Origin of the sequence: Streptomyces sp. CC224B, assembly GCF_030010595.1 — a bacterium.
GTDB classification, from domain to species: domain Bacteria; phylum Actinomycetota; class Actinomycetes; order Streptomycetales; family Streptomycetaceae; genus Streptomyces; species Streptomyces longispororuber.
On the sequence record NZ_JASCXL010000011.1, the window covers coordinates 22,316 to 40,761 of the forward strand.

Here is an 18,446-nt window from a genome sequence, read left to right on the forward strand (position 1 = left end):
GGAGTTCCGGCCCGCCGGTGTGCGGGAGCACTCCGGTGTGCGAGAGGGGGGCGGGGGTCAGACGGCGGCCTTCTTGAGGCGGCGGCGCTCCCGTTCCGAGAGGCCGCCCCAGATGCCGAAGCGCTCATCGTTCGCAAGTGCGTACTCAAGGCACTCGGAGCGGACCTCGCAGGCGAGGCAGACCTTCTTGGCCTCGCGTGTCGAACCGCCCTTCTCAGGAAAGAAGGACTCGGGGTCGGTCTGGGCGCACAGTGCGCGCTCCTGCCAGCCGAGTTCGTCGTCCGCGTCCTCGACCAGCAGTTCCTGAACCAGCTCGGTCATGTGCGCCCCTCGTCCGTCTGTGCGTCCCCGTGCTGTCGTTACCGATTTCGGCTGAACGACACGAGTGAAATTACAAGTGTGCCGATCCGGGCCAGTCAAGCCGAGATCTGCTATTGGGCCCCTTATTCACTCTGCGGAACCAAGGCTTTGCGGAAAGTGTTCATATCTACCTAAACCATGACACTTGCCAGTGGCCTGTTCCGACGCGCGCGTCGACCCGTCCCCTCAGTGACTGGGACGCCGCGGCTCCCACTCCCGTTGCAGGGGTCCCGTCGAAGCGAACCGGATCACACAGGGATCACGACTGCGCCCCGGCAGTCGCGCGCCGGTTGACGCGCTGATTGACGCGCCGCGTCGAGCGCCGGTTGGAGCGCCTTGTGTCCCGAGCGGCGATCGCACAAACCTTTCGCCAGTCAGCGCAACCGGATGAGGTGAAACAATGTCCACATTCCGGACAATGAGTTGACATCCAAGGTGTGAGCCGCTGTCCTGGTGGGCATGCTCGCGAAATTGGCGCTTTCCGTGACCCGCACCAGCGGGTCTTCCGGTGCTGCCCCCGCGCGCTGTCGCTGTACCCGCTGTACCTGTACGTGCGCTTGTTCCAGCTGTTGAGCCACACCGCTTCCAGCTGTTGAACCCCTGAGGCGCACCACCCCGCGCTCTTCGCACGCGCGCGCCGTGCGCCGCACGCCCGCCGCGCCCCACCCGGCGTCTCACCCCCCGCGCCGTCCCTCTCCGCCCTTCCGCATCTCGCATGGCACCCGTCTTCCCCCGCTTTCCCTCGCGACACCCCAGTACTCCGACGTTCCAGCTCTCCGACGTTGAGGAACCACCGCACACTATGAACAGCGACAGCGACCTCCAGATCGCCGGCGACATCCTCGAGGTCCCGCACCTCCTGCAGCCCGCGCGCGAGCACCCCGTCACCGTCGCGGAGTTCGCCGGACTCGCCCGCGCCATCGCCGCCGACCGCGCCCAGTGGGCGCACCTCGTCCAGTACGACGCCACCAGCCGCTGGTACCACCGCCTGCGCACCGGGCCCGGGTACGAGGTGTGGCTGCTCTCCTGGGTGCCCGGCCAGGGCAGCGGGGTCCACGACCACGGCCGCTCCTCCGGCGTACTGACGCTCCTGGAGGGCGAGTTGACGGAGCGCAGCCGGCGCGGCAGCCGCACCCTGACGGCGGGCGCCCAGCGCGTCTTCGCCCCGGGGTACGTCCACGAGGTGGTCAACGGCTCCCTGGAACCGGCCGTGAGCCTGCACGTCTACTACCCCGGCCTCACCGACATGCCGATGCACACGGCTCGTTGCGAGGCTCGCGCGCCGCGGAACACGGCGCACGACGCACTCACCGTGTAAAAAACACCACCGGCGCGATCCCGCCGCTCCTGTGGCCGATCCGGCGACCGGCTGCCGCGATGTCACACCCGCCTGCGATGCTGGGCACATGCGCATTGTGGTTCTGGCCGGCGGCATCGGCGGCGCCCGTTTCCTCCGCGGACTCAAGAAGGCCGCGCCCGACGCGGCGATCACCGTCATCGGCAACACCGGTGACGACATCCACCTGTTCGGCCTGAAGGTCTGCCCCGACCTCGACACGGTGATGTACACGCTCGGCGGCGGCATCAACGAGGAGCAGGGCTGGGGCCGCGACGACGAGACCTTCAAGGTCAAGGAGGAGCTCGCGGCCTACGGCGTCGGACCCGGGTGGTTCGGCCTCGGCGACCGGGACTTCGCCACGCACATCGTGCGGACCCAGATGCTCGCCGCCGGCTATCCGCTCAGCGCCGTCACCGAGGCGCTGTGCGAGCGCTGGCAGCCCGGGGTGCGGCTCATCCCCATGTCCGACGACCGCGTCGAGACGCACGTGGCCGTCGAGGTGGACGGCGAGCGCAAGGCCGTGCACTTCCAGGAGTACTGGGTCCGCCTGCGGGCCTCCGTGGACGCGCACGCGATCGTGCCCGTCGGCGCCGACCAGGCCAAGCCCGCGCCCGGCGTCCTGGAGGCCGTCGCCGAGGCGGACGTCATCCTCTTCCCGCCGTCCAACCCCGTGGTCAGCGTCGGCACGATCCTCGCCGTGCCGGGCATCCGGGAGGCCATCGCCGAGGCCGGGGTGCCCGTGGTGGGCCTGTCCCCCATCGTCGGGAACGCGCCCGTGCGGGGCATGGCCGACAAGGTGCTGGCCGCCGTGGGCGTCGAGACGACGGCCGCCGCGGTCGCCGAGCACTACGGCAGCGGGCTGCTCGACGGCTGGCTCGTCGACACGGTGGACGCCGGCACCGTGGAGCGCGTGGAGTCCGCGGGCATCCGGTGCCGCGCCATACCGCTGATGATGACGGACGTCGACGCCGCCGCGGCCATGGCCCGCGAGGCGCTCGCGCTGGCCGAGGAGGTGCGCGCGTGAGCGGTACGGACGCGTCGGCCGAGGGCGCGGGGAGCGGTGCCGACGAGGAGACGTCTGGGCCGGCCCCGGCGTACCGGGTGTGGGCCGTTCCCGGACTGCCCGAGGTGCGCCGGGGCGACGACCTCGCGAAGCTCATCGCCGCGGCCGAGCCCGGGCTCGCCGACGGGGACGTCGTCCTCGTCACCTCGAAGATCGTCAGCAAGGCCGAGGGGCGCGTGGTCGCCGCGGCCGACCGCGAGGCCGCCATCGACGCGGAGACCGTACGCGTCGTCGCGCGCCGGGGCACCCTGCGCATCGTGGAGAACCGCCAGGGCCTGGTGATGGCCGCCGCCGGTGTCGACGCCTCGAACACCCCCGCCGGGACCGTACTGCTGCTCCCGGAGGACCCCGACGCGTCCGCGCGGGCCCTGCGCGAGGGGCTGCGCGGCGCACTGGGTGTGAACGTCGGCGTGATCGTCACCGATACGTCCGGCCGCCCCTGGCGCGCCGGCCTGACGGACGTGGCCGTCGGCGCCGCCGGGGTGCGGGTCCTCGACGACCTGCGCGGCGGCGTGGACGCGTACGGGAATCCGCTGCAGGCCACCGTCGTCGCGACCGCCGACGAGCTGGCCGCCGCCGGGGACCTCGTCAAGGGCAAGGTCTCCGGGCTGCCGGTCGCGGTGGTGCGGGGGCTGGGGCACGTGGTGCGGGGGATCGGCGCCGAGGCGGCCGAGACAGCCGAGACGTCCGGGACCGCCAGGACATCCGGGGCCGCCGAGGCCCCCAGGACCGCTGCGGCTTCGCAGGCACCCCAGGCACCCCAGGATCAGGACAGCGGGGCCCGGGCGCTGGTGCGGAGCGCCCGGGACGACATGTTCCGGCTCGGTACGAGCGAGGCCGTGCGGGAGGCGCTCCGCCTGCGCCGCACGGTGCGCGCGTTCAGCGACGAGCCCGTGGACCCGGGGGCCGTACGGCGCGCCGTCGCCGCGGCCGTGACCGCGCCCGCGCCGCACCACACCACGCCCTGGCGGTTCGTCCTCCTGGAGTCCGCCGCGGCGCGGCTGCGGCTCCTCGACGCCATGCGGGACGCCTGGGTCGCGGACCTGCGGCGGGACGGCAAGTCCGAGGACGCCGTCGCGCGCCGCGTGCGGCGCGGGGACGTGCTGCGCGACGCGCCCTACCTGGTGGTGCCCTGCCTCGTCATGGACGGGGCGCACACGTACGGCGACGAGCGCCGGGACACGGCCGAGCGGGAGATGTTCGTCGTCGCCGCGGGCGCGGGGGTGCAGAACCTGCTGGTGGCGCTGGCCGGGGAGCGGCTGGGGTCCGCGTGGGTCTCGTCGACGATGTTCTGCCGGGACGTGGTGCGCGAGGTCCTGGACCTGCCGAAGGAGTGGGACCCGATGGGAGCGGTGGCCGTGGGCCACCCGGTCGCGGCGCCGCCGCCCAGGCCGGAGCGGGACCCCGAGGCCTTCGTGGTGGTGAAGTAGGGCCGGAGCGGCTCAGAGCAGTCCGATGTCGGTCTTGGGCATCTTCGGTTTCCGGCGGGGCGGGGTGTGGCCGCTGAGCAGGACCAGCCGGGCCGCGCGGTGGCGCTGCCCCTGGTAGGGGGCCAGGAGTTCCAGCATGCGGGCGTCGTCGGCCTCGCGTTCACCGGCCAGGGCGTAGCCGACGATGCCGGGCAGGTGCAGGTCGCCGACAGTGACGGCGTCGGGCGCGCCGTTGCTGCGCTGGACGGTTTCCGCCGAGGTCCAGGGGCCGATGCCCGGGACGAGCTCCAGGCGGGCCTGGGCCGCCTCGGGCGCCATCGCCGCCGCCTCCTCCAGGCGTTCGGCCACCCGCACGGCGCGCAGGATCGTGGCGGCGCGCTTGTTGTCCACGCCCGCCTTGTGCCACTCCCAGGACGGGATGTGCCGCCACGTCGCCGGGTCCGGCATCACGTGCATCCGGGCCTGGGCGGGGGTGGGGCCGGGGGCCGGTTCCCCATACGCACGGACCAGGAGGCGCCAGGCGCGGTACGCCTCGTCCGTCGTGACCTTCTGTTCGAGGATCGAGGGGATCAGGGATTCGAGCACCAGGCCCGTGCGGGTCAGGCGCAGGCCCGGACGGCGGCGCTCCGTGTGGGCGACCAGGCGGTGGCGCGCGGTGAAGTCGGCGGGGCTGTCCTCGGCGCCGAGGAGGCGTGGGAGCTGGTCCAGGATCCAGTCCGCCCCCTGCCCCCAGGCGTCCGCCTCGGCGGTGCCCGCGCGCAGGGCCACGCGCAGGGTGGCGGGGCCCTCCGGGGTGCGGGTGGCCCGCCACACCGAGCCGTCGGGGGTGGCGCGGAAGGTGGGGTCCGCGGGGCCTCGGCGCAGGGGGCCCAGGGTGAGGGCGAGGTCGAGGGGGGTGGGAGGGGTCCAGGTGCGGTGCCTGGTGGTGGCCGCGGGGCGGCGGGTGGCCGGGGTCGGCCGGGGCACGGTGGTTGCGTCGGTGCGCTGGGGGGTCGCCGCGGGGCGCTGCGCGGCGCCGCGCCGCGGGGTTGCGCCGCCGCGCCCGGTGGTGCGGGTGGGGCGCGGGGCGAAGCGGGAGGACACCTGTCGAGGGTACGGGGTGGGGCCTCGCGGGGGCGCCCCAGTCCCGCCCCTTTCCCGAAACCAGGGGGCTGCCGCCCCCTGGACCCCCGCTCATCGGCGCTCCGCGCCTCGTCCTCGAACGCCGGACGGGCTGAAAAACCCTGCCGGACGGGCTGAAGCAGCCCTACTGGTCCGAGGAGAAGCGCAGGGCGCCTGCCGGGAGGGTGGCTTCGCACCAGACGCGGGCCCCGGCGCGCAGTTCGTTGTCCGCGCCCACGCGTGCGCCGTCGCCCACCACGGCGCCGGAGAGCACCGAGCGGGCCCCGACGGAGGCGCGCGTCCCGACCAGGGAGTCGGTGATGACGGCGCCGGGCTCGATGACCGCGCCGGAGAGGATCGTGCTGCCCACGAGCCGGGCGCCCTCGCCGATCACCGCGTCCTCGCCGACGACCGTGCCGCCGGTGAGCTTGGCGTCGGAGGCGACCCGGGCCGACGGCAGGATCAGGCGGTCGCCGCAGCGGCCGGGGACCGCGGGCGACGGGGCGCGGCCGAGCACCAGGTCGGCGGAGCCGCGGACGAAGGCCTGGGGCGTACCGAGGTCCAGCCAGTACGTCGAGTCGACGCGGCCCTGGAGGTGGGCGCCGGAGGCCAGCAGGTCCGGGAAGGTCTCGCGCTCGACGGAGACGGGGCGGCCCGCCGGGATGGTGTCGATGACCGACCGGCGGAACACGTACGCGCCCGCGTTGATCTGGTCGGTGACGATCTCCTCGGGGGTCTGCGGCTTCTCCAGGAAGGCGAGCACCCGGCCGGTCTCGTCCGTGGGGACCAGGCCGTACGCGCGCGGGTCGGTGACCCGGGTCAGGTGGAGCGAGACGTCGGCGCCGGTCGACTCGTGCTCCCCGACGAGCGCGCGGATGTCCAGGCCGGTGAGGATGTCCCCGTTGAAGACGAGGACCGGGTCCTGGGGCCCCGAGTGCAGGCGCGAGGCCACGTTGCGGATGGCCCCGCCGGTGCCCAGGGGCTCCTCCTCGGTGACGTACTCGATGTGGAGGCCGAGCGCGGAGCCGTCGCCGAAGTACGGCTCGAAGACCTCGGCCAGGTACGACGTCGCCAGGACGATGTGGTCCACCCCCGCCGCGCGGGCCCGGGCGAGCTGGTGGGTGAGGAACGGCACGCCCGCCGCCGGGACCATGGGCTTGGGGGTGTTCACCGTGAGCGGCCGCAACCGGGTGCCCTTGCCGCCGACCAGGAGGATCGCTTCTGTCACCTGTCGTCTCTGCTTCCTGCTGGGGCCGGCCGAACTCTGTTACGGCCGGCCAGTGTATGCAGACGTCATCGCGGACCGTGCAGTGCGACCGGGCCTCAGCGGCCCTGGAGGCGGGCCGACGCGGCGCGGGCCGTGCCGAGTTTGCCGTAGAGGCGACGGCCCGGGCACTCGGTGGCGAAGCCGTCCCGGTGGCCGGAGATCACATGCAGCCGGACCTTCGTGCCCTTCCTGTAGCGATTGCCACCTCCGGACTTCAGGTAGGTCTTACCGCGCGGGTTGGCTCCGAACAGGCCGAGCTTCCATGCCGTGAGGCGGGCGACGGCGTTGACCGCGGCCTTCGGCGGGGTGGCACTGGTGTAGGTGCCGATGACGGCGATGCCCATGCTGTTGGTGTTGAAACCGAGGGTGTGGGCGCCGAGCACCGGCTTCGCCACGCCCCCGGCGCGGCCTTCGTAGATGTTTCCGCACTTGTCGATGGCGAAGTTGTAGCCGATGTCGCGCCAGCCACTGCTCTTGACGTGGTAGCGGTAGATACTGCGCAGGACGGAGGGCGCCTGCGAGCAGCGGTACTTGTTGCCGGTGACGGTGTGGTGCAGGAAGGCCGCCTTCACGGTCTTGGTGTACGCGAAGTCGCGCTCGCGCAGGCGTTCGTCCGCGCCCCAGCCGCGTCGCGTGATGATGGCCGGGCGCGGGCCGACGTAGGGGCGCGCCGCGGTGGTGTTCGCCAGGCCGAGGGTGGTGAGCAGGTCGGCCTCCGTCTGCGCCTTGGTGAGTTCGGGGATGAGCGGCGCGCCGAGCGGGGCGAGGTCGGCGTTGACGGCGGAGGCCGCCGCGGTCGCGGCGGTCAGGCTGTTCGCGCGCGGGACATCGACGGGGGCGCCGCCGGGCGGGGGCTCCTCGCCGGGGTCGACGAGCTCCAGGCGCAGCCCCGTGGGCAGCCGGGGGGCGGTGGTCCGGCCGTCCTGGCCGCGTTCGGCCGGGGCGGGCCGGACCCGCACCTCCACCCCGTCCGAGTCCCCCACCCACAGCGGCGCCGTCGACCCGCGCACCCGGCCGGAGTCGCGCTCGGCGGTGCCGGGGTCGGCGGCGTGCTCGTGGTTGTGCGCCTCCAGGTCCTGCCAGGCGGACCAGACCGTGCCGCCCGTGGCGCGGGTGCGGACCTGGACGCTGCCGCGCAGCTCGGCCTCCGGGTCGTCCCAGACCACGCCGAGCAGGGAGAACGGCGCCACGTCGCGCCGGGGCAGCCCCTGCGGGCGCCCGGTGTCGCCCGCGCGGTCGGAGCCGTCGAGCGGCACGAGCGGGAGCGACCGGGTGGTCCCGGACAGGGCGTCCGCGGCGGGCCTTCCGCGCGCCCCGGGTTTCCCGCCCGCGACCGGCTTCGCGCCCGTGACCGGCTTCGCGTCCGCGACCGGTTTCACGTCCGCGACCGGTTTCACGTCCGCTAGGGGTCTCGCCTCCGCGGCGGGCTTGCCGCCCACGGCGGGTCCGGGGGCCGTGTGGGACCCGGCACCCGTGGCGGGCTTGGTCGTCGTGGCGGATCCGGTCGTGGCGGGTCCGGTCGTCGCGGCCGGCCCGGTCGTCGTGGCCGGCTTCACGTGCGCGCCGAGCCGCTCGTCCGCGCCGGGCACGCCGGGCACGCCGGTTGCCGCGGCGGCGTCCGCCGAGGGGAGGGTGAGCGGCAGCGCGAGCGCCGCCGCACAGGTGACACCGATCGAGGAAGCAAGGAATCCACGCATGCAGACGATCGTCGTCATAGCGGGTCATATCTGTCCATTGGGGAACTGACGGTCCGTCGGCGGGTCGTCGGCCGAACCGGTGGCCCAACTGCCCCGCCCGCACGGGCGACACGCGGGTCCCCGCGTACCCTTGCGGCCGTGAACGCCAACGACCGCACCCCTGCCGACCTGCTGCGATCCGCGCTCGCCGCCGACCCGGCGCGCCCGCTCGTGACGTACTACGACGACGCCACCGGTGAGCGCGTGGAATTGTCCGTGGCCACCTTCGCCAATTGGGTGGCCAAGACCGCCAATCTGCTCCAGGGCGACCTCGCCGCCGAGCCCGGCGACCGCCTCGCACTGCTGCTGCCCGCGCACTGGCAGACGGCGGTGTGGTTGCTCGCCTGCTCCTCGGTGGGCGTGGTCGCCGACGTGGGCGGGGACCCGGGCGGCGCCGACCTCGTCGTGAGCGGGCCCGACGCCCTCGACGCGGCGCGGGCCTGCTCCGGGGAGCGGGTGGCGCTCGCGCTGCGGCCGCTCGGGGGACGCTTCCCGCAGCCGCCGGAGGGCTTCCTGGACTACGCGGTGGAGGTGCCGGGCCAGGGTGACCGCTTCGCCCCGTACGCACCGGTGGACCCGGACGAGGCCGCGCTCGCCGTCGGCGGGGCGGAGCTGACCGGGGCCGAGCTGGTGCGGCGGGCCGTGGCCGACGCCGGGGAGTTCGGGCTCGGGCCCGGCTCGCGGCTGCTGTCCGGGCGGCCGTACGACACCTGGGAGGGGCTGAGCGCCGGGCTGTACGCCCCGCTGGCCGCCGGGGGCTCGGTGGTGCTGTGCCGGCACCTGGAGCGGCTGGGCGAGGACGGCCTGGAGAAGCGGGTGGAGACGGAGCGGGTGACGTCGACGGTGCGCTAGGCCGTCGCGGGCGCCCCGAGCCCTCTTCCGCCGCGCCCGTCAGCGGCTCCACCGCGGGCGGGCGCGGCGCCGTCCCGGACCCGCCACCCCGACCCGCCACCCCGGACCCACCGCCCCGAACCTGCCACCTCGGACCTGCCACCCCGAACCCGCCACCCCGCCCCCCCGGACCCGCCGGCACCGGTGCTCCGCGTCCCCTCCCCCGACGCCGGGAAGCCCGCTCACGCCCCCCGCGGGTTCACCCGTTCGGCTCACCCCATCCCCGCCCCGCGCGGCCTCGCGGGCCATGGTCGTAGGAGTGCCACGCACCTACGCAGCCACGAGGGGTGGACTCACACGTGACCGAGACCGCGCGCACTCCGTCCTCGCCGCAGGCCGTTGTCGGGCCCGGGGCGGGGGCGAGCCCGTCGGGGCTCGGGGGGCGGCGGCGCAGGGGGCGGTGGCTGCGGGGCGCGGCCCTGGCGACCGCCGTGGCGGTCCTCGCGGCGGGCGGTGCCGGGTGGGTGGTGTACGAGAAGCTCGACGGGAACATCACCGAGGACACCGGCGCCGCCGCCGAGCTCGCGCGCTACGAGAGGGAGCGGCCGACGCCGCTGGTCCACGACGCGCAGAACATCCTCCTGATCGGCTCCGACACCCGCTCGGGCCCCGACAACCGCAAGTACGGCCGCGACCTCGGCACCCAGCGCTCGGACACCACGATCCTGCTGCACCTGGCCGCGGACCGGCAGAGCGCGACCGCCGTGTCGCTGCCGCGCGACCTGATGGTGCAGATCCCGAGCTGCCGCCGGCCGGACGGCTCCCGTACGCGGGCCCAGTTCGCCCAGTTCAACTGGGCCTTCGAGTTCGGCGGCACCGCCTGCACGATCCGTACGGTGGAGAAGCTCACGAACATCCGCGTCGACCACCACATGGTGGTGGACTTCGCCGGGTTCAAGGACATGGTGGACGCGGTGGACGGCGTCCACGTGTGCCTCAGGGAGCCGATCGACGACGCCGACGCGAAACTGCGGCTGCCCGCCGGGCCGCAGACGCTCAACGGCGAACAGGCCCTCGGATACGTACGCACCCGCAAGTCGGCCGGCGACGGCAGCGACACCGAACGCATGGACCGGCAGCAGGAGTTTCTCGGCGCGCTCGTCAACAAGGTGCGCGGCAACGACGTCCTGCTGAACCCGGTGAAGCTCTATCCCGTGCTCGACGCCGCCACGTCGTCGCTCACCACGGACCCGGGACTCGCGAGCCTGCGCGGCCTGTACGAACTGGTGCGGGGGCTGCGCACCATCCCCACGGAACGGGTCCAGTTCCTCACCGTGCCGCGCCGCTCGTACACGTACGACGCGAACCGGGACGAGCTGGTGGAGCCCGCCGCCGAGGCCTTGTTCACCCGCCTCCGCGAGGACGAGCCGGTGCAGGTCACCCCGGCGGAACAGGACACCGCGAACGGCGTCGGTCCCGCGCGCGAAAAAGCCGGGGACGGCCGGGAGTACGGAGAGGCGCCCGAAGGCACGCGGGAAGACGCGCCCGAAAACACGCGGGAAGACGCGCAGGAAGGCGCGCACGAAGAAGCACAGGAAGAGTCGTACGAAGAGACGTACGAAGAGGGGGCGTTCGACGGAGAAGGCGCGGGAGGCGCCGAGGAGAGCGGGGAACGCGGCGACGGAAAGGGTCCCGGCCGCGGCGACGGGAAGCCGGACGACCCCACCCATACGCCGAGTCCGGCGCCCACGTTCCGGGGCAGCACCGCCGCCGGAACCGCCTGCGGGTAATGCGGGCGGCGGAGGGACGGCGAACGGGTGGCACGGGCAAGGGACACCGGGACAAAGAAATCGGGCGGATTGCCCAGGTGTAGGCGAGTGGAATTTGTCACCGGCGTCGTTGGAGGCTGAACTGGGCGGATAGTGTGAGCCGATCCGGTGTCCGGCCGCAGCGCCGCACACCGCTGGTACGAGTGACCGAGCGCCTTCTTGAGGGGGGAAAGGCGCCGCGTGGCCCTGACGGAGGACGCAAACAACCGTGGACGCGCAAGGCCGTGGGCGGGCTGACAACATCGACCCCGCAGACCAGTGGGTGCTCAACCCGCAGACCGGCGACTACGAGCTGCGACTGAGTCCTTCCGCAGAGCAGTCGGCGCCCCAGACAGGCGTACCCGGGCCCCGCAGGGCGGCACCGCGGCAGGGCTCGTCCCGGCAGGGTTCGTCCCGGCAGGGCGGTGCGCGCCAGGGCGGCACCCGCCAGGGCGCGCCGCAGCAGGGCACCCCGCGGCCGGGCGGCCGCGGCGGCGGCCGGGACCAGGTGCCGGGTCCGCGCAGGCGGCGGGCGGCGCAGCCGGAGGCGGCGGGCGGGCGCCGCAAGCAGAAGGCCAAGAAGGCCACGGGGAAGCGGATACTGGCGTGGACGGGCGGCACGGTCGCCTTCGTGATCGTGGCGGTCGGCGTCGGCGGCTACCTGTACTACCAGCACCTCAACGACAACATCACGTCCGTCTCCGACGACGGCGCGGGCACCGGCGGCTTCAGCAAGGACCGCGCGATCAACATCCTGCTCATCGGCACGGACAAGCGCAGCGGCGACGGCAACAAGGGCTACGGCGACGAGGGCAGTGTCGGCCACGCGGACACCACGATCCTGCTGCACGTCTCCAAGGACCGCTCCAACGCGACCGCGCTGAGCATCCCGCGCGACATGATCACGGACATCCCGGACTGCCCCACCAAGCAGGACGACGGTTCCACGAAGGTGATCCCGGGCTCGCAGAACGTCCGCTTCAACGAGAGCCTCGGGCAGAACGAGCGCACGCCGAGCTGCACGATGCGCACGGTCACGCAGATCACCGGCATAAAGCTCGACCACTTCATGGTGGCCGACTTCAACGCGGTCAAGACGCTGTCCAGCGCGGTCGACGGCGTGGACGTGTGCCTCGCGAAGGACATCGACGACCCCAAGTCGCACCTGAAGCTGCCCGCGGGCGAGCACTCCATCGAGGGCGAGGAGGCGCTGGCGTTCGTCCGTACGCGGCACAGCGTGGGCAACGGCGGCGACCTGAGCCGGATCCAGCTCCAGCAGCAGTTCCTCAGCTCGCTGATGCGCAAGCTGAAGTCGAACGACACCCTGACGAACCCGAAGAAGATGATAAGTCTGGCGGAAGCGGGCACGAAGGCGCTGACCGTCGACTCCAAGATCGCCGACATAATGAAACTCCGTGACCTGGGCATGGAGCTCGGCAAGCTCGACATGAAGAACCTGACCTTCGCGACGACCCCGGTGGACGACAACCCGGCGGAGAAGGTGAAGGCCACCGTCGTCCTGAACCGGGCCAAGGCCGACGAGCTGTTCTCGATGATGCGCGAGGACGTGTCGCTGACCGAGGTCAAGAAGCAGGAGAAGAAGGAGAAGGCCGCGGTGGCCGCGCGGCTCAAGGGCCCGCGCTCCGAGCCCGGTGACGTCCGCGTCGACGTCTACAACGGCAGCGGCAAGACGGGCGCCGCCCAGGCGACGCTGAGCTGGCTGCAGAACAGCGAGGGCGTGACGAAGTCGAGCCAGCTCGGCAACGCGCCGAAGAACCTCGCCAAGACGACCGTGGAGTACGGCGCCGACCAGGCCGACCAGGCCCGCAAGCTCGCCGACCTCATGGGCCTGCCCGCGTCCGCCCTCAAGCCGGGCAAGAGCAAGAAGAACGCCCAGGGGCTGCCCGCGATGGTGCTGACGCTCGGTGCGGATTTCAAGGGTGCGGGGGTACCCGTGAAGGCACCGTCGAAGGCTCCGGAGGGCATCCAGAAGGTCGAAGCCGACAAAACCGTGTGTGCCAAGTGACCTGAGGCGGTTGTTTCGCGTCTCACAGAACGCCCCGGTGGTTGAAGCGTGATGCATCGCCCCGGCCACGGGGCGCGGCGGCGGCGTGCCGCACGTGGCCGCCGGGCGGCCGCACCGGGCAAGCACGGCGGGGAGGGACAGGGGATGGGGCAGAACAAGGTGCGTGGGGAGGGGGCGCCCTCGGGGGGGGGCGCCCAGGCGCGTCCGCGGGCGGGGGGCGGGGCGCAGGCACGGCCCCGCACCGAGGGCGCGGCGCGGGAGGGGTCCCGCGCCGAGGGCGGATCGGGGGAGGGGTCCCGCGCCGGGGACGAGGGCCGAGGCGGGGCGCGCGCCGAGGGCGAGGCGCGGGGAAGATCGCGCGCCGAGGGCGCGCGCGGTGCCGCGCGAGCCGGCGTGGAGAGCGCATCCGGCGCCCCCGACACGTCCGGTGCTGCCGGTGCTCCGGGTACTCCCGGTGCTGCCGGTACTCCCGGTGCTGCCGGTGCTCCCGGTACTCCCGATACCCCTGGCGTCCCGCCCCAAGGTGCCGCCTCCGCTGACGCCGCGACCGTCAAGGCCACCCCCGCCAAGGCCGCGACCGCCGAGGTCGGGACTCCCAAGGCCGCGACCCCCAAGCCCGCGACCGCCAAGGCTGCGACCGCCGAGGCCGGGACCCCCAAGGCTGCGACCGCCAAGGCCGCGACCCCCAAGCCCGCGACCGCGACCACCAAAGCCGTGCCCAAAGCCTCCCGGAAGCGCTTCCGGAAGGCCACCGCCGCAGCCGGTCCCGCGGCCTCCCTCGCGGCGACCGCCCGAGCCGCGTCCAAGGCTCCCGCCCACACCCCCAAGGCCTCCACCCCCGGCTCCTCCCCCGCCGGAAGCGGCCCCGCCGGAGGCCAAGCCGGTGACGCCGCCTCCGTCGTCGAGGACGCGCCGGTCCCCCGGCCCCGTACCGGGGGCGGAGGCCGCAGCGGGGGCGGCGGCCGCGGCCGGGGCGGCCGCGGGGGGCGAGGGCGGCGCGAGGGGCGTACGCCGCCCAGCCGCAAGCGGCGCGTGCTGCGCTGGTCGGCGAGCATCCTCGCGGTCCTGATACTCGGCACGGCGGGTGCCGGATACCTCTACTACCAGCACCTCAACGCCAACCTGGAGACCGACGACCTGAACCTGGGCGAGCACCGCGCCCCCGCGCCCACGCCCAACTCCGCCGGTCAGACGCCCCTCAACATCCTGCTCATCGGCTCCGACGCGCGGGACTCCAAGGAGAACCAGAAGCTCGGCGGCGCCAAGGAGACCTTCGGCGGCCCCCCGCTCGCGGACGTGCAGATGCTGCTGCACCTGTCGGCCGACCGCAGCAACATGTCGGTGATCAGCATGCCGCGCGACACCCTCCTGACCATCCCCAAGTGCACCGACCCCGACGACGGCAAGGTGTACGAGGAGACCGGGCCGCGCGCGATGACGAACGAGTCGCTGGGCCGCGGCGGCCCCGGCTGCACGGTCGCCACCTGGGAGCGGCTGACCAACATCCACATCGACCACTTCATGATGGTCGACTTCTCCGGCGTGGTGTCGATGGCCGACGCCATCGGCGGCGTCCCCGTGTGCGTGGACAAGAACATCCACTCCCGCGACAGCAAGGGCCACGGCTCGGGCCTGAAGCTGGAGAAGGGCACCACGAAGGTCAAGGGCGAGCAGGCCCTGCAGTGGCTGCGCACCCGCTACGGCTTCGAGGACGGCAGCGACATCGCCCGCGCCAAGGCCCAGCACATGTACATGAACTCGCTGGTCCGCATGCTCCGTGAGAACACCGGGCTCACCAGCCCCGGCCGCCTGATGAACCTCGCCGACAACGCCACGAGGGCCCTCAAGGTCGACCCGGGCCTCGGCTCGGTCAAGAAGCTGTACGACCTCGGCAACGAGCTGAAGAAGGTCTCGCCGGAGCGCACGACGATGACCACGATGCCGTTCGAGTACTCCGGCTCCCGCGTGGTGCCCAAGCCGGGCGACGCCGAGCAGTTGTTCCGCCTCGTACGCGACGACATCGCCCTGGACGGCAAGGACGAGCGGAAGAAGCCGAAGGAGAAGCTCTCCGACGACCCGGCCGCGCCGGACGCCGAGATCGCGCTGCAGGTCCGCAACGGCACCCGCACCGCCACCGAGCCGCCCATCAGCGGCCGGGCGAACGCGGTGGCGAAGCTGCTCGCGCGCAAGGGCTTCGCGAAGGCGGCGCCGGACACGGCGTCGGCCCTCACCGAGGCGCGTACGGTCATCCGCTTCCCGACGGTCGACCTGGAGGGCGACGCCCAGCGGGTCGCCAAGTCCCTGGGCCTGCCGCTGAGTTCGGTGAAGAAGTCGACGGACGTCTCCGGCATCACGCTGGTCGTCGGCGCCGACTGGCGCGAGGGCGCCAAGCCCGAGAAGCCGAAGAAGCAGGACGACGCGACCCCGGACTCGGCGGACGCGATGAACGGCTCCGACAAGAAGGCGTGCATGAAGGTGGACCCGAACTTCACCTGGTGAGGCGGGAGTCGGGGCGGAAGTCCGGGTCCGGGTCCGTTCCGCTCGGGCGGTGCCGCGCCGCGGTCAGGCGTCCTGCGCCATCGGCATGACGGCGGGGCGGCGCGAGGCGATGACCTTCCTGGCGAGCGAGCGGGGGCTGGTGAGGAAGCCCCAGCCCCACGACATGTGCATCGTCGCCAGCGCCACCGGGATCCGCAGGCGCGCCTTCAGGGGCAGCCCCTTGCCGGCGGGCACGGACCCGGCGACGATCGCGGCCAGGTAGCCGCCGGGGACGACGAAGCCCCAGGGGGTCAGGGCCGCGCCGACGACGACGCCCGCGGCTATCGCGCACACGGCGGTCGGCGGCGCGAGGTAGCGCAGGTTGATGGAGCCCTCGTGGTAGCGGGCGACGACGTGGCGCCAGCGGCCGTAGTCCTTGTACTGCTTGGCGAGCGCCTTCACGCTCGGCCGCGGGCGGTACGAGACCTTCAGCTCGGGCGAGAACCAGATGAGGCCCCCGGCCTCGCGGATGCGGAAGTTCAGCTCCCAGTCCTGGGCGCGGATGAACTCCTCGTTGTAGCCGCCCTGTTGCTCCAGGGCCTCGCGGCGGAAGACGCCGAGGTAGACGGTCTCGGCGGCCTGGGCGTCGCCGCCCGTGTGGAACGCGGCGTTGCCGACACCGATCTTGGAGGTCATCGCGGCGGCGACGGCGCGCTCCCAGTCGTTCTCGCCCTCGGCGTGCATGATGCCGCCGACGTTCATCGCGCCGGTCTCCTCCAGGAGCCGCACCGCGGTCGTGATGTAGCCGGGCGAGAGCGCGGCGTGGCCGTCCACGCGTACCACGATCGGGTGGCGGGACGCCTTGATCGCGGCGTTCAGCGCCGCCGGCGTACGCCCCGTGGGGTTCGGGACCGTGTGCACCCTGGGGTCCTCGCGGACCAGTTCCGCGGCGATCTCGTCCGTGCGGTCGGTGGAGGGGCCGAGCGCGACGACGACCTCCATCTCGCCCGCGTACTCCTGCTTCAGGATCGCGTACACGGCCTCGCGCAGGTGCCGCTCCTCGTTGAGGACCGGCATGATCACGGAGACGGCGGGCGGCTGACCGTCAGAATTCACGTGCGGGGTTCCTTCTCGTCTCTCGGTCCGGGTCACGGAGGCGGCCGTTCCGGGGAGGCCCCGGACCACGCAGCACCGTGCGTCACGTTACCGCGAACGGGGGATACGGTCGCGCGCCGTCCGGGTCGCTGCCCGGGGTCGCAGATCGTATGGGCCTACGGTTCTGGGGTCCCCTCGGCTCAGCCGCGACCGCGGAGGTGTCCTCGCACGTGACCGCACCGCCCCGCTCCCCCGCTCCGCCCCCGCGCGGGCCGTACCCGCCGCGGCTCGCGGACCCGCCGCGCGAGGGGGCTTCGCCGGTGGCCCGGCGGACACGGCGGCAGCGGCGGCCGCGCTGGGCGCTGCGGTGCGCGGCGGCGCTGTCCCTCGCGGTCCTCGCCGCGGCTGGCGTCGGGCACACCGTGGTCACCGGCCTGGACACCGGGATCAGGCGCGTCGACGCCTTCAAGGACATGAAGAACCGGCCCGAGGGCGGCCACGGCATGAACGTGCTGCTCGTCGGCACCGACGGGCGGGACAAGATCAGCCGCGCGGAGCGGAAGAAGTACCGCCTGGGCGGCGAGCCCTGCCACTGCACGGACACGATCATGATCGTGCACATCTCGGCGGACCGGAACCGGGCGAGCGTGGTGAGCCTGCCCCGGGACTCGTACGCGGAGCTGCCCGAGCACGTCGACCGGAACTCGAAGAAGAAGCACCGGCCCCACCCCGTCAAGATCAACGCGGCGTACGCGGAGGGTGGCCCGAACCTGACGGTCCGCACGGTCGAGCGCATGACGAAGGTGAAGATCGACCACTACCTGGAGGTCGACTTCACCAGCTTCATGAAGACGGTCGACGTGCTCGGCGGCGTGGACATCTGCACCACCCGCCCGCTGAAGGACGCGTACACGGGCCTCGACCTGCCCGTCGGCACCCACCAGCTCAACGGCGGCCAGGCGCTGCAGTACGTCCGCTCCCGGCACATCGACGGCGCCGCCGACCTGGGGCGGATGCAGCGGCAGCAGCGGTTCCTCGCGGCGCTGATCGCCAAGGCGACGAGCAGCGGCGTGCTGTTGAATCCGGTCAAGTTCCGCGACGTCACGCAGACCCTGCTCGGGTCGGTGCGGGCGGACAAGGGCTTCGGCACGGAGGACATGCTGGCGCTCGGGCGGGCGATGCGGGACTTCTCGCCGTCGTCGTCGGAGTTCACCACCGTGCCGCTGGACCAGCAGGGGCGGACGGTTCCCGGGGTCGGGGCGACGCTGGCGTGGCATCCGAAGAAGGCGCCGAAGCTGTTCCAGGCGCTGCGGGACGACAAGCCGCTGGCGCCGCACCGGGTGCGGCGCAAGGCGGTGCTCGTGCCGGTCTCCCCGGGCCTGATCCAGGTGCAGGTGGACAACGGCACGCGCACGCCCGGCCTCGCGCGGCGCGTCGACGGGGCGCTGCGCAAGGTCGGCTTCCGCACCACCGGGGCGCCCGGCACGCTGCCGCTGGCCCCCGGGGCGAAGCCGCTCGCCCGGACGGTCGTGGCGTACGACCCGCGCTGGGACCGCTCGGCGAAGTCCCTGGCGACGGCGCTGCCCGGGTGCGAGATGCGGCAGGTGCCCGGGCAGGGGGCGGTGCTGAAGGTGCTGGCGGGGTCGGATTTCCGCCAGGTACGCAGGGTGCGGGCGGAGGACGCCTTCCAGGGCGAGTTCGGCGTGGTCACCGGCGACGAGGTGGTCTGCCGCTAGGGCCGGGGCCGGCTCCGGGCGCCTCCCGGCTCGGGCCGCCTCCCGGCTCCAGCCGCCTCCCGGCTCCGCCCGGCTCCGGCCGCCCGGGGTGGTCCCGCCCCGCCTCGGCCCGCCGCTCCCGCGAGGCGCACGCCGTGGTGGGGCCGGGCGGCCGGCGGGGCACCGCGAGGCCGGAC

13 protein-coding genes are annotated in these 18,446 nt (G+C 73.5%); 8 read left to right on the forward strand and 5 right to left on the reverse strand.

Features of this window, described 5'->3' with window-relative positions; all coding sequences use genetic code 11:
* Nucleotides 1–57 precede the first annotated feature (57 nt).
* A complete protein-coding gene (locus tag QK440_RS06665; protein ID WP_030672713.1) occupies nucleotides 58–321 on the reverse strand; it encodes a WhiB family transcriptional regulator in 264 nt (87 codons plus the stop codon).
* A gap of 841 nt (nucleotides 322–1,162) precedes the next feature.
* Here QK440_RS06665 and QK440_RS06670 point away from each other — a divergent pair.
* From QK440_RS06670 to QK440_RS06680, 3 genes are all read left to right on the forward strand, one after another.
* Nucleotides 1,163–1,678 carry a cysteine dioxygenase family protein gene (locus QK440_RS06670; protein WP_282792043.1) on the forward strand — a complete coding sequence of 172 codons (516 nt, stop codon included), beginning with the start codon at nucleotides 1,163–1,165 and terminating at the stop codon, nucleotides 1,676–1,678.
* An 88-nt stretch (nucleotides 1,679–1,766) separates the two neighbouring features.
* Nucleotides 1,767–2,723, forward strand: a complete 957-nt coding sequence (gene cofD / locus QK440_RS06675) for a 2-phospho-L-lactate transferase (RefSeq protein ID WP_282792044.1) — start codon at nucleotides 1,767–1,769, stop codon at nucleotides 2,721–2,723.
* Nucleotides 2,720–4,192 (forward strand): coenzyme F420-0:L-glutamate ligase, encoded by a 1,473-nt coding sequence (locus QK440_RS06680; RefSeq protein ID WP_282792045.1) that lies wholly within the window; start codon nucleotides 2,720–2,722, stop codon nucleotides 4,190–4,192. The genes cofD and QK440_RS06680 overlap by 4 nt, the downstream gene beginning before the upstream one ends.
* Nucleotides 4,193–4,204: 12 nt before the next feature.
* Here QK440_RS06680 and QK440_RS06685 read toward each other — a convergent pair whose 3' ends face one another.
* From QK440_RS06685 to QK440_RS06695, 3 genes are all read right to left on the reverse strand, one after another.
* Complete coding sequence (locus QK440_RS06685; RefSeq protein ID WP_282792046.1) at nucleotides 4,205–5,275, reverse strand: DNA-3-methyladenine glycosylase 2 family protein; 1,071 nt, start codon at nucleotides 5,273–5,275, stop codon at nucleotides 4,205–4,207.
* A 163-nt stretch (nucleotides 5,276–5,438) separates the two neighbouring features.
* Entirely contained in the window at nucleotides 5,439–6,521 is a 1,083-nt protein-coding gene (locus tag QK440_RS06690; RefSeq protein ID WP_190138417.1) for an NDP-sugar synthase, read from the reverse strand.
* Between the two features lie 95 nt (nucleotides 6,522–6,616).
* Nucleotides 6,617–8,257 (reverse strand): peptidoglycan recognition protein, encoded by a 1,641-nt coding sequence (locus tag QK440_RS06695; protein WP_282792047.1) that lies wholly within the window; start codon nucleotides 8,255–8,257, stop codon nucleotides 6,617–6,619.
* 138 nt (nucleotides 8,258–8,395) lie between these two features.
* Here QK440_RS06695 and QK440_RS06700 point away from each other — a divergent pair, with 138 nt between their 5' ends.
* The 4 genes from QK440_RS06700 (at nucleotide 8,396) to QK440_RS06715 (ending at nucleotide 15,460) form a co-directional block, all read left to right on the forward strand.
* Entirely contained in the window at nucleotides 8,396–9,148 is a 753-nt protein-coding gene (locus QK440_RS06700; RefSeq protein ID WP_282792048.1) for a TIGR03089 family protein, read from the forward strand.
* A gap of 338 nt (nucleotides 9,149–9,486) precedes the next feature.
* Nucleotides 9,487–10,917: an LCP family protein gene (locus tag QK440_RS06705; RefSeq protein WP_282792049.1), complete on the forward strand. Its 1,431-nt coding sequence runs from the start codon at nucleotides 9,487–9,489 to the stop codon at nucleotides 10,915–10,917.
* Nucleotides 10,918–11,164: 247 nt separating this feature from the next.
* Nucleotides 11,165–12,961, forward strand: a complete 1,797-nt coding sequence (locus QK440_RS06710; RefSeq protein ID WP_282792050.1) for an LCP family protein — start codon at nucleotides 11,165–11,167, stop codon at nucleotides 12,959–12,961.
* A gap of 393 nt (nucleotides 12,962–13,354) precedes the next feature.
* The gene (locus QK440_RS06715) at nucleotides 13,355–15,460 is read left to right on the forward strand and encodes an LCP family protein (RefSeq protein ID WP_282792051.1); all 2,106 of its coding nucleotides are present in this window, start codon (nucleotides 13,355–13,357) and stop codon (nucleotides 15,458–15,460) included.
* Nucleotides 15,461–15,523: 63 nt separating this feature from the next.
* Here the strand turns inward: QK440_RS06715 and QK440_RS06720 are convergent, their stop codons facing one another.
* Complete coding sequence (locus QK440_RS06720) at nucleotides 15,524–16,555, reverse strand: glycosyltransferase family 2 protein (protein ID WP_282792052.1); 1,032 nt, start codon at nucleotides 16,553–16,555, stop codon at nucleotides 15,524–15,526.
* A gap of 149 nt (nucleotides 16,556–16,704) precedes the next feature.
* On the opposite strand from QK440_RS06720, the gene QK440_RS06725 reads away from it, so the two are divergent.
* A complete protein-coding gene (locus QK440_RS06725) occupies nucleotides 16,705–18,270 on the forward strand; it encodes an LCP family protein (RefSeq protein WP_282792053.1) in 1,566 nt (521 codons plus the stop codon).
* Nucleotides 18,271–18,446 lie beyond the last annotated feature (176 nt).

What these genes read in the sequence shown, in the direction of transcription:
- QK440_RS06665 (WP_030672713.1), bottom strand. Translation starts at nt 321, where the DNA reads ATGACCGAGCTGGTTCAGGAACTGCTGGTCGAGGACGCGGACGACGAA.
- QK440_RS06695 (WP_282792047.1), bottom strand. Translation starts at nt 8,257, where the DNA reads ATGCGTGGATTCCTTGCTTCCTCGATCGGTGTCACCTGTGCGGCGGCG.
- cofD (WP_282792044.1), top strand. Translation starts at nt 1,767, where the DNA reads ATGCGCATTGTGGTTCTGGCCGGCGGCATCGGCGGCGCCCGTTTCCTC.
- QK440_RS06725 (WP_282792053.1), top strand. Translation starts at nt 16,705, where the DNA reads ATGGGCCTACGGTTCTGGGGTCCCCTCGGCTCAGCCGCGACCGCGGAG.
- QK440_RS06670 (WP_282792043.1), top strand. Translation starts at nt 1,163, where the DNA reads ATGAACAGCGACAGCGACCTCCAGATCGCCGGCGACATCCTCGAGGTC.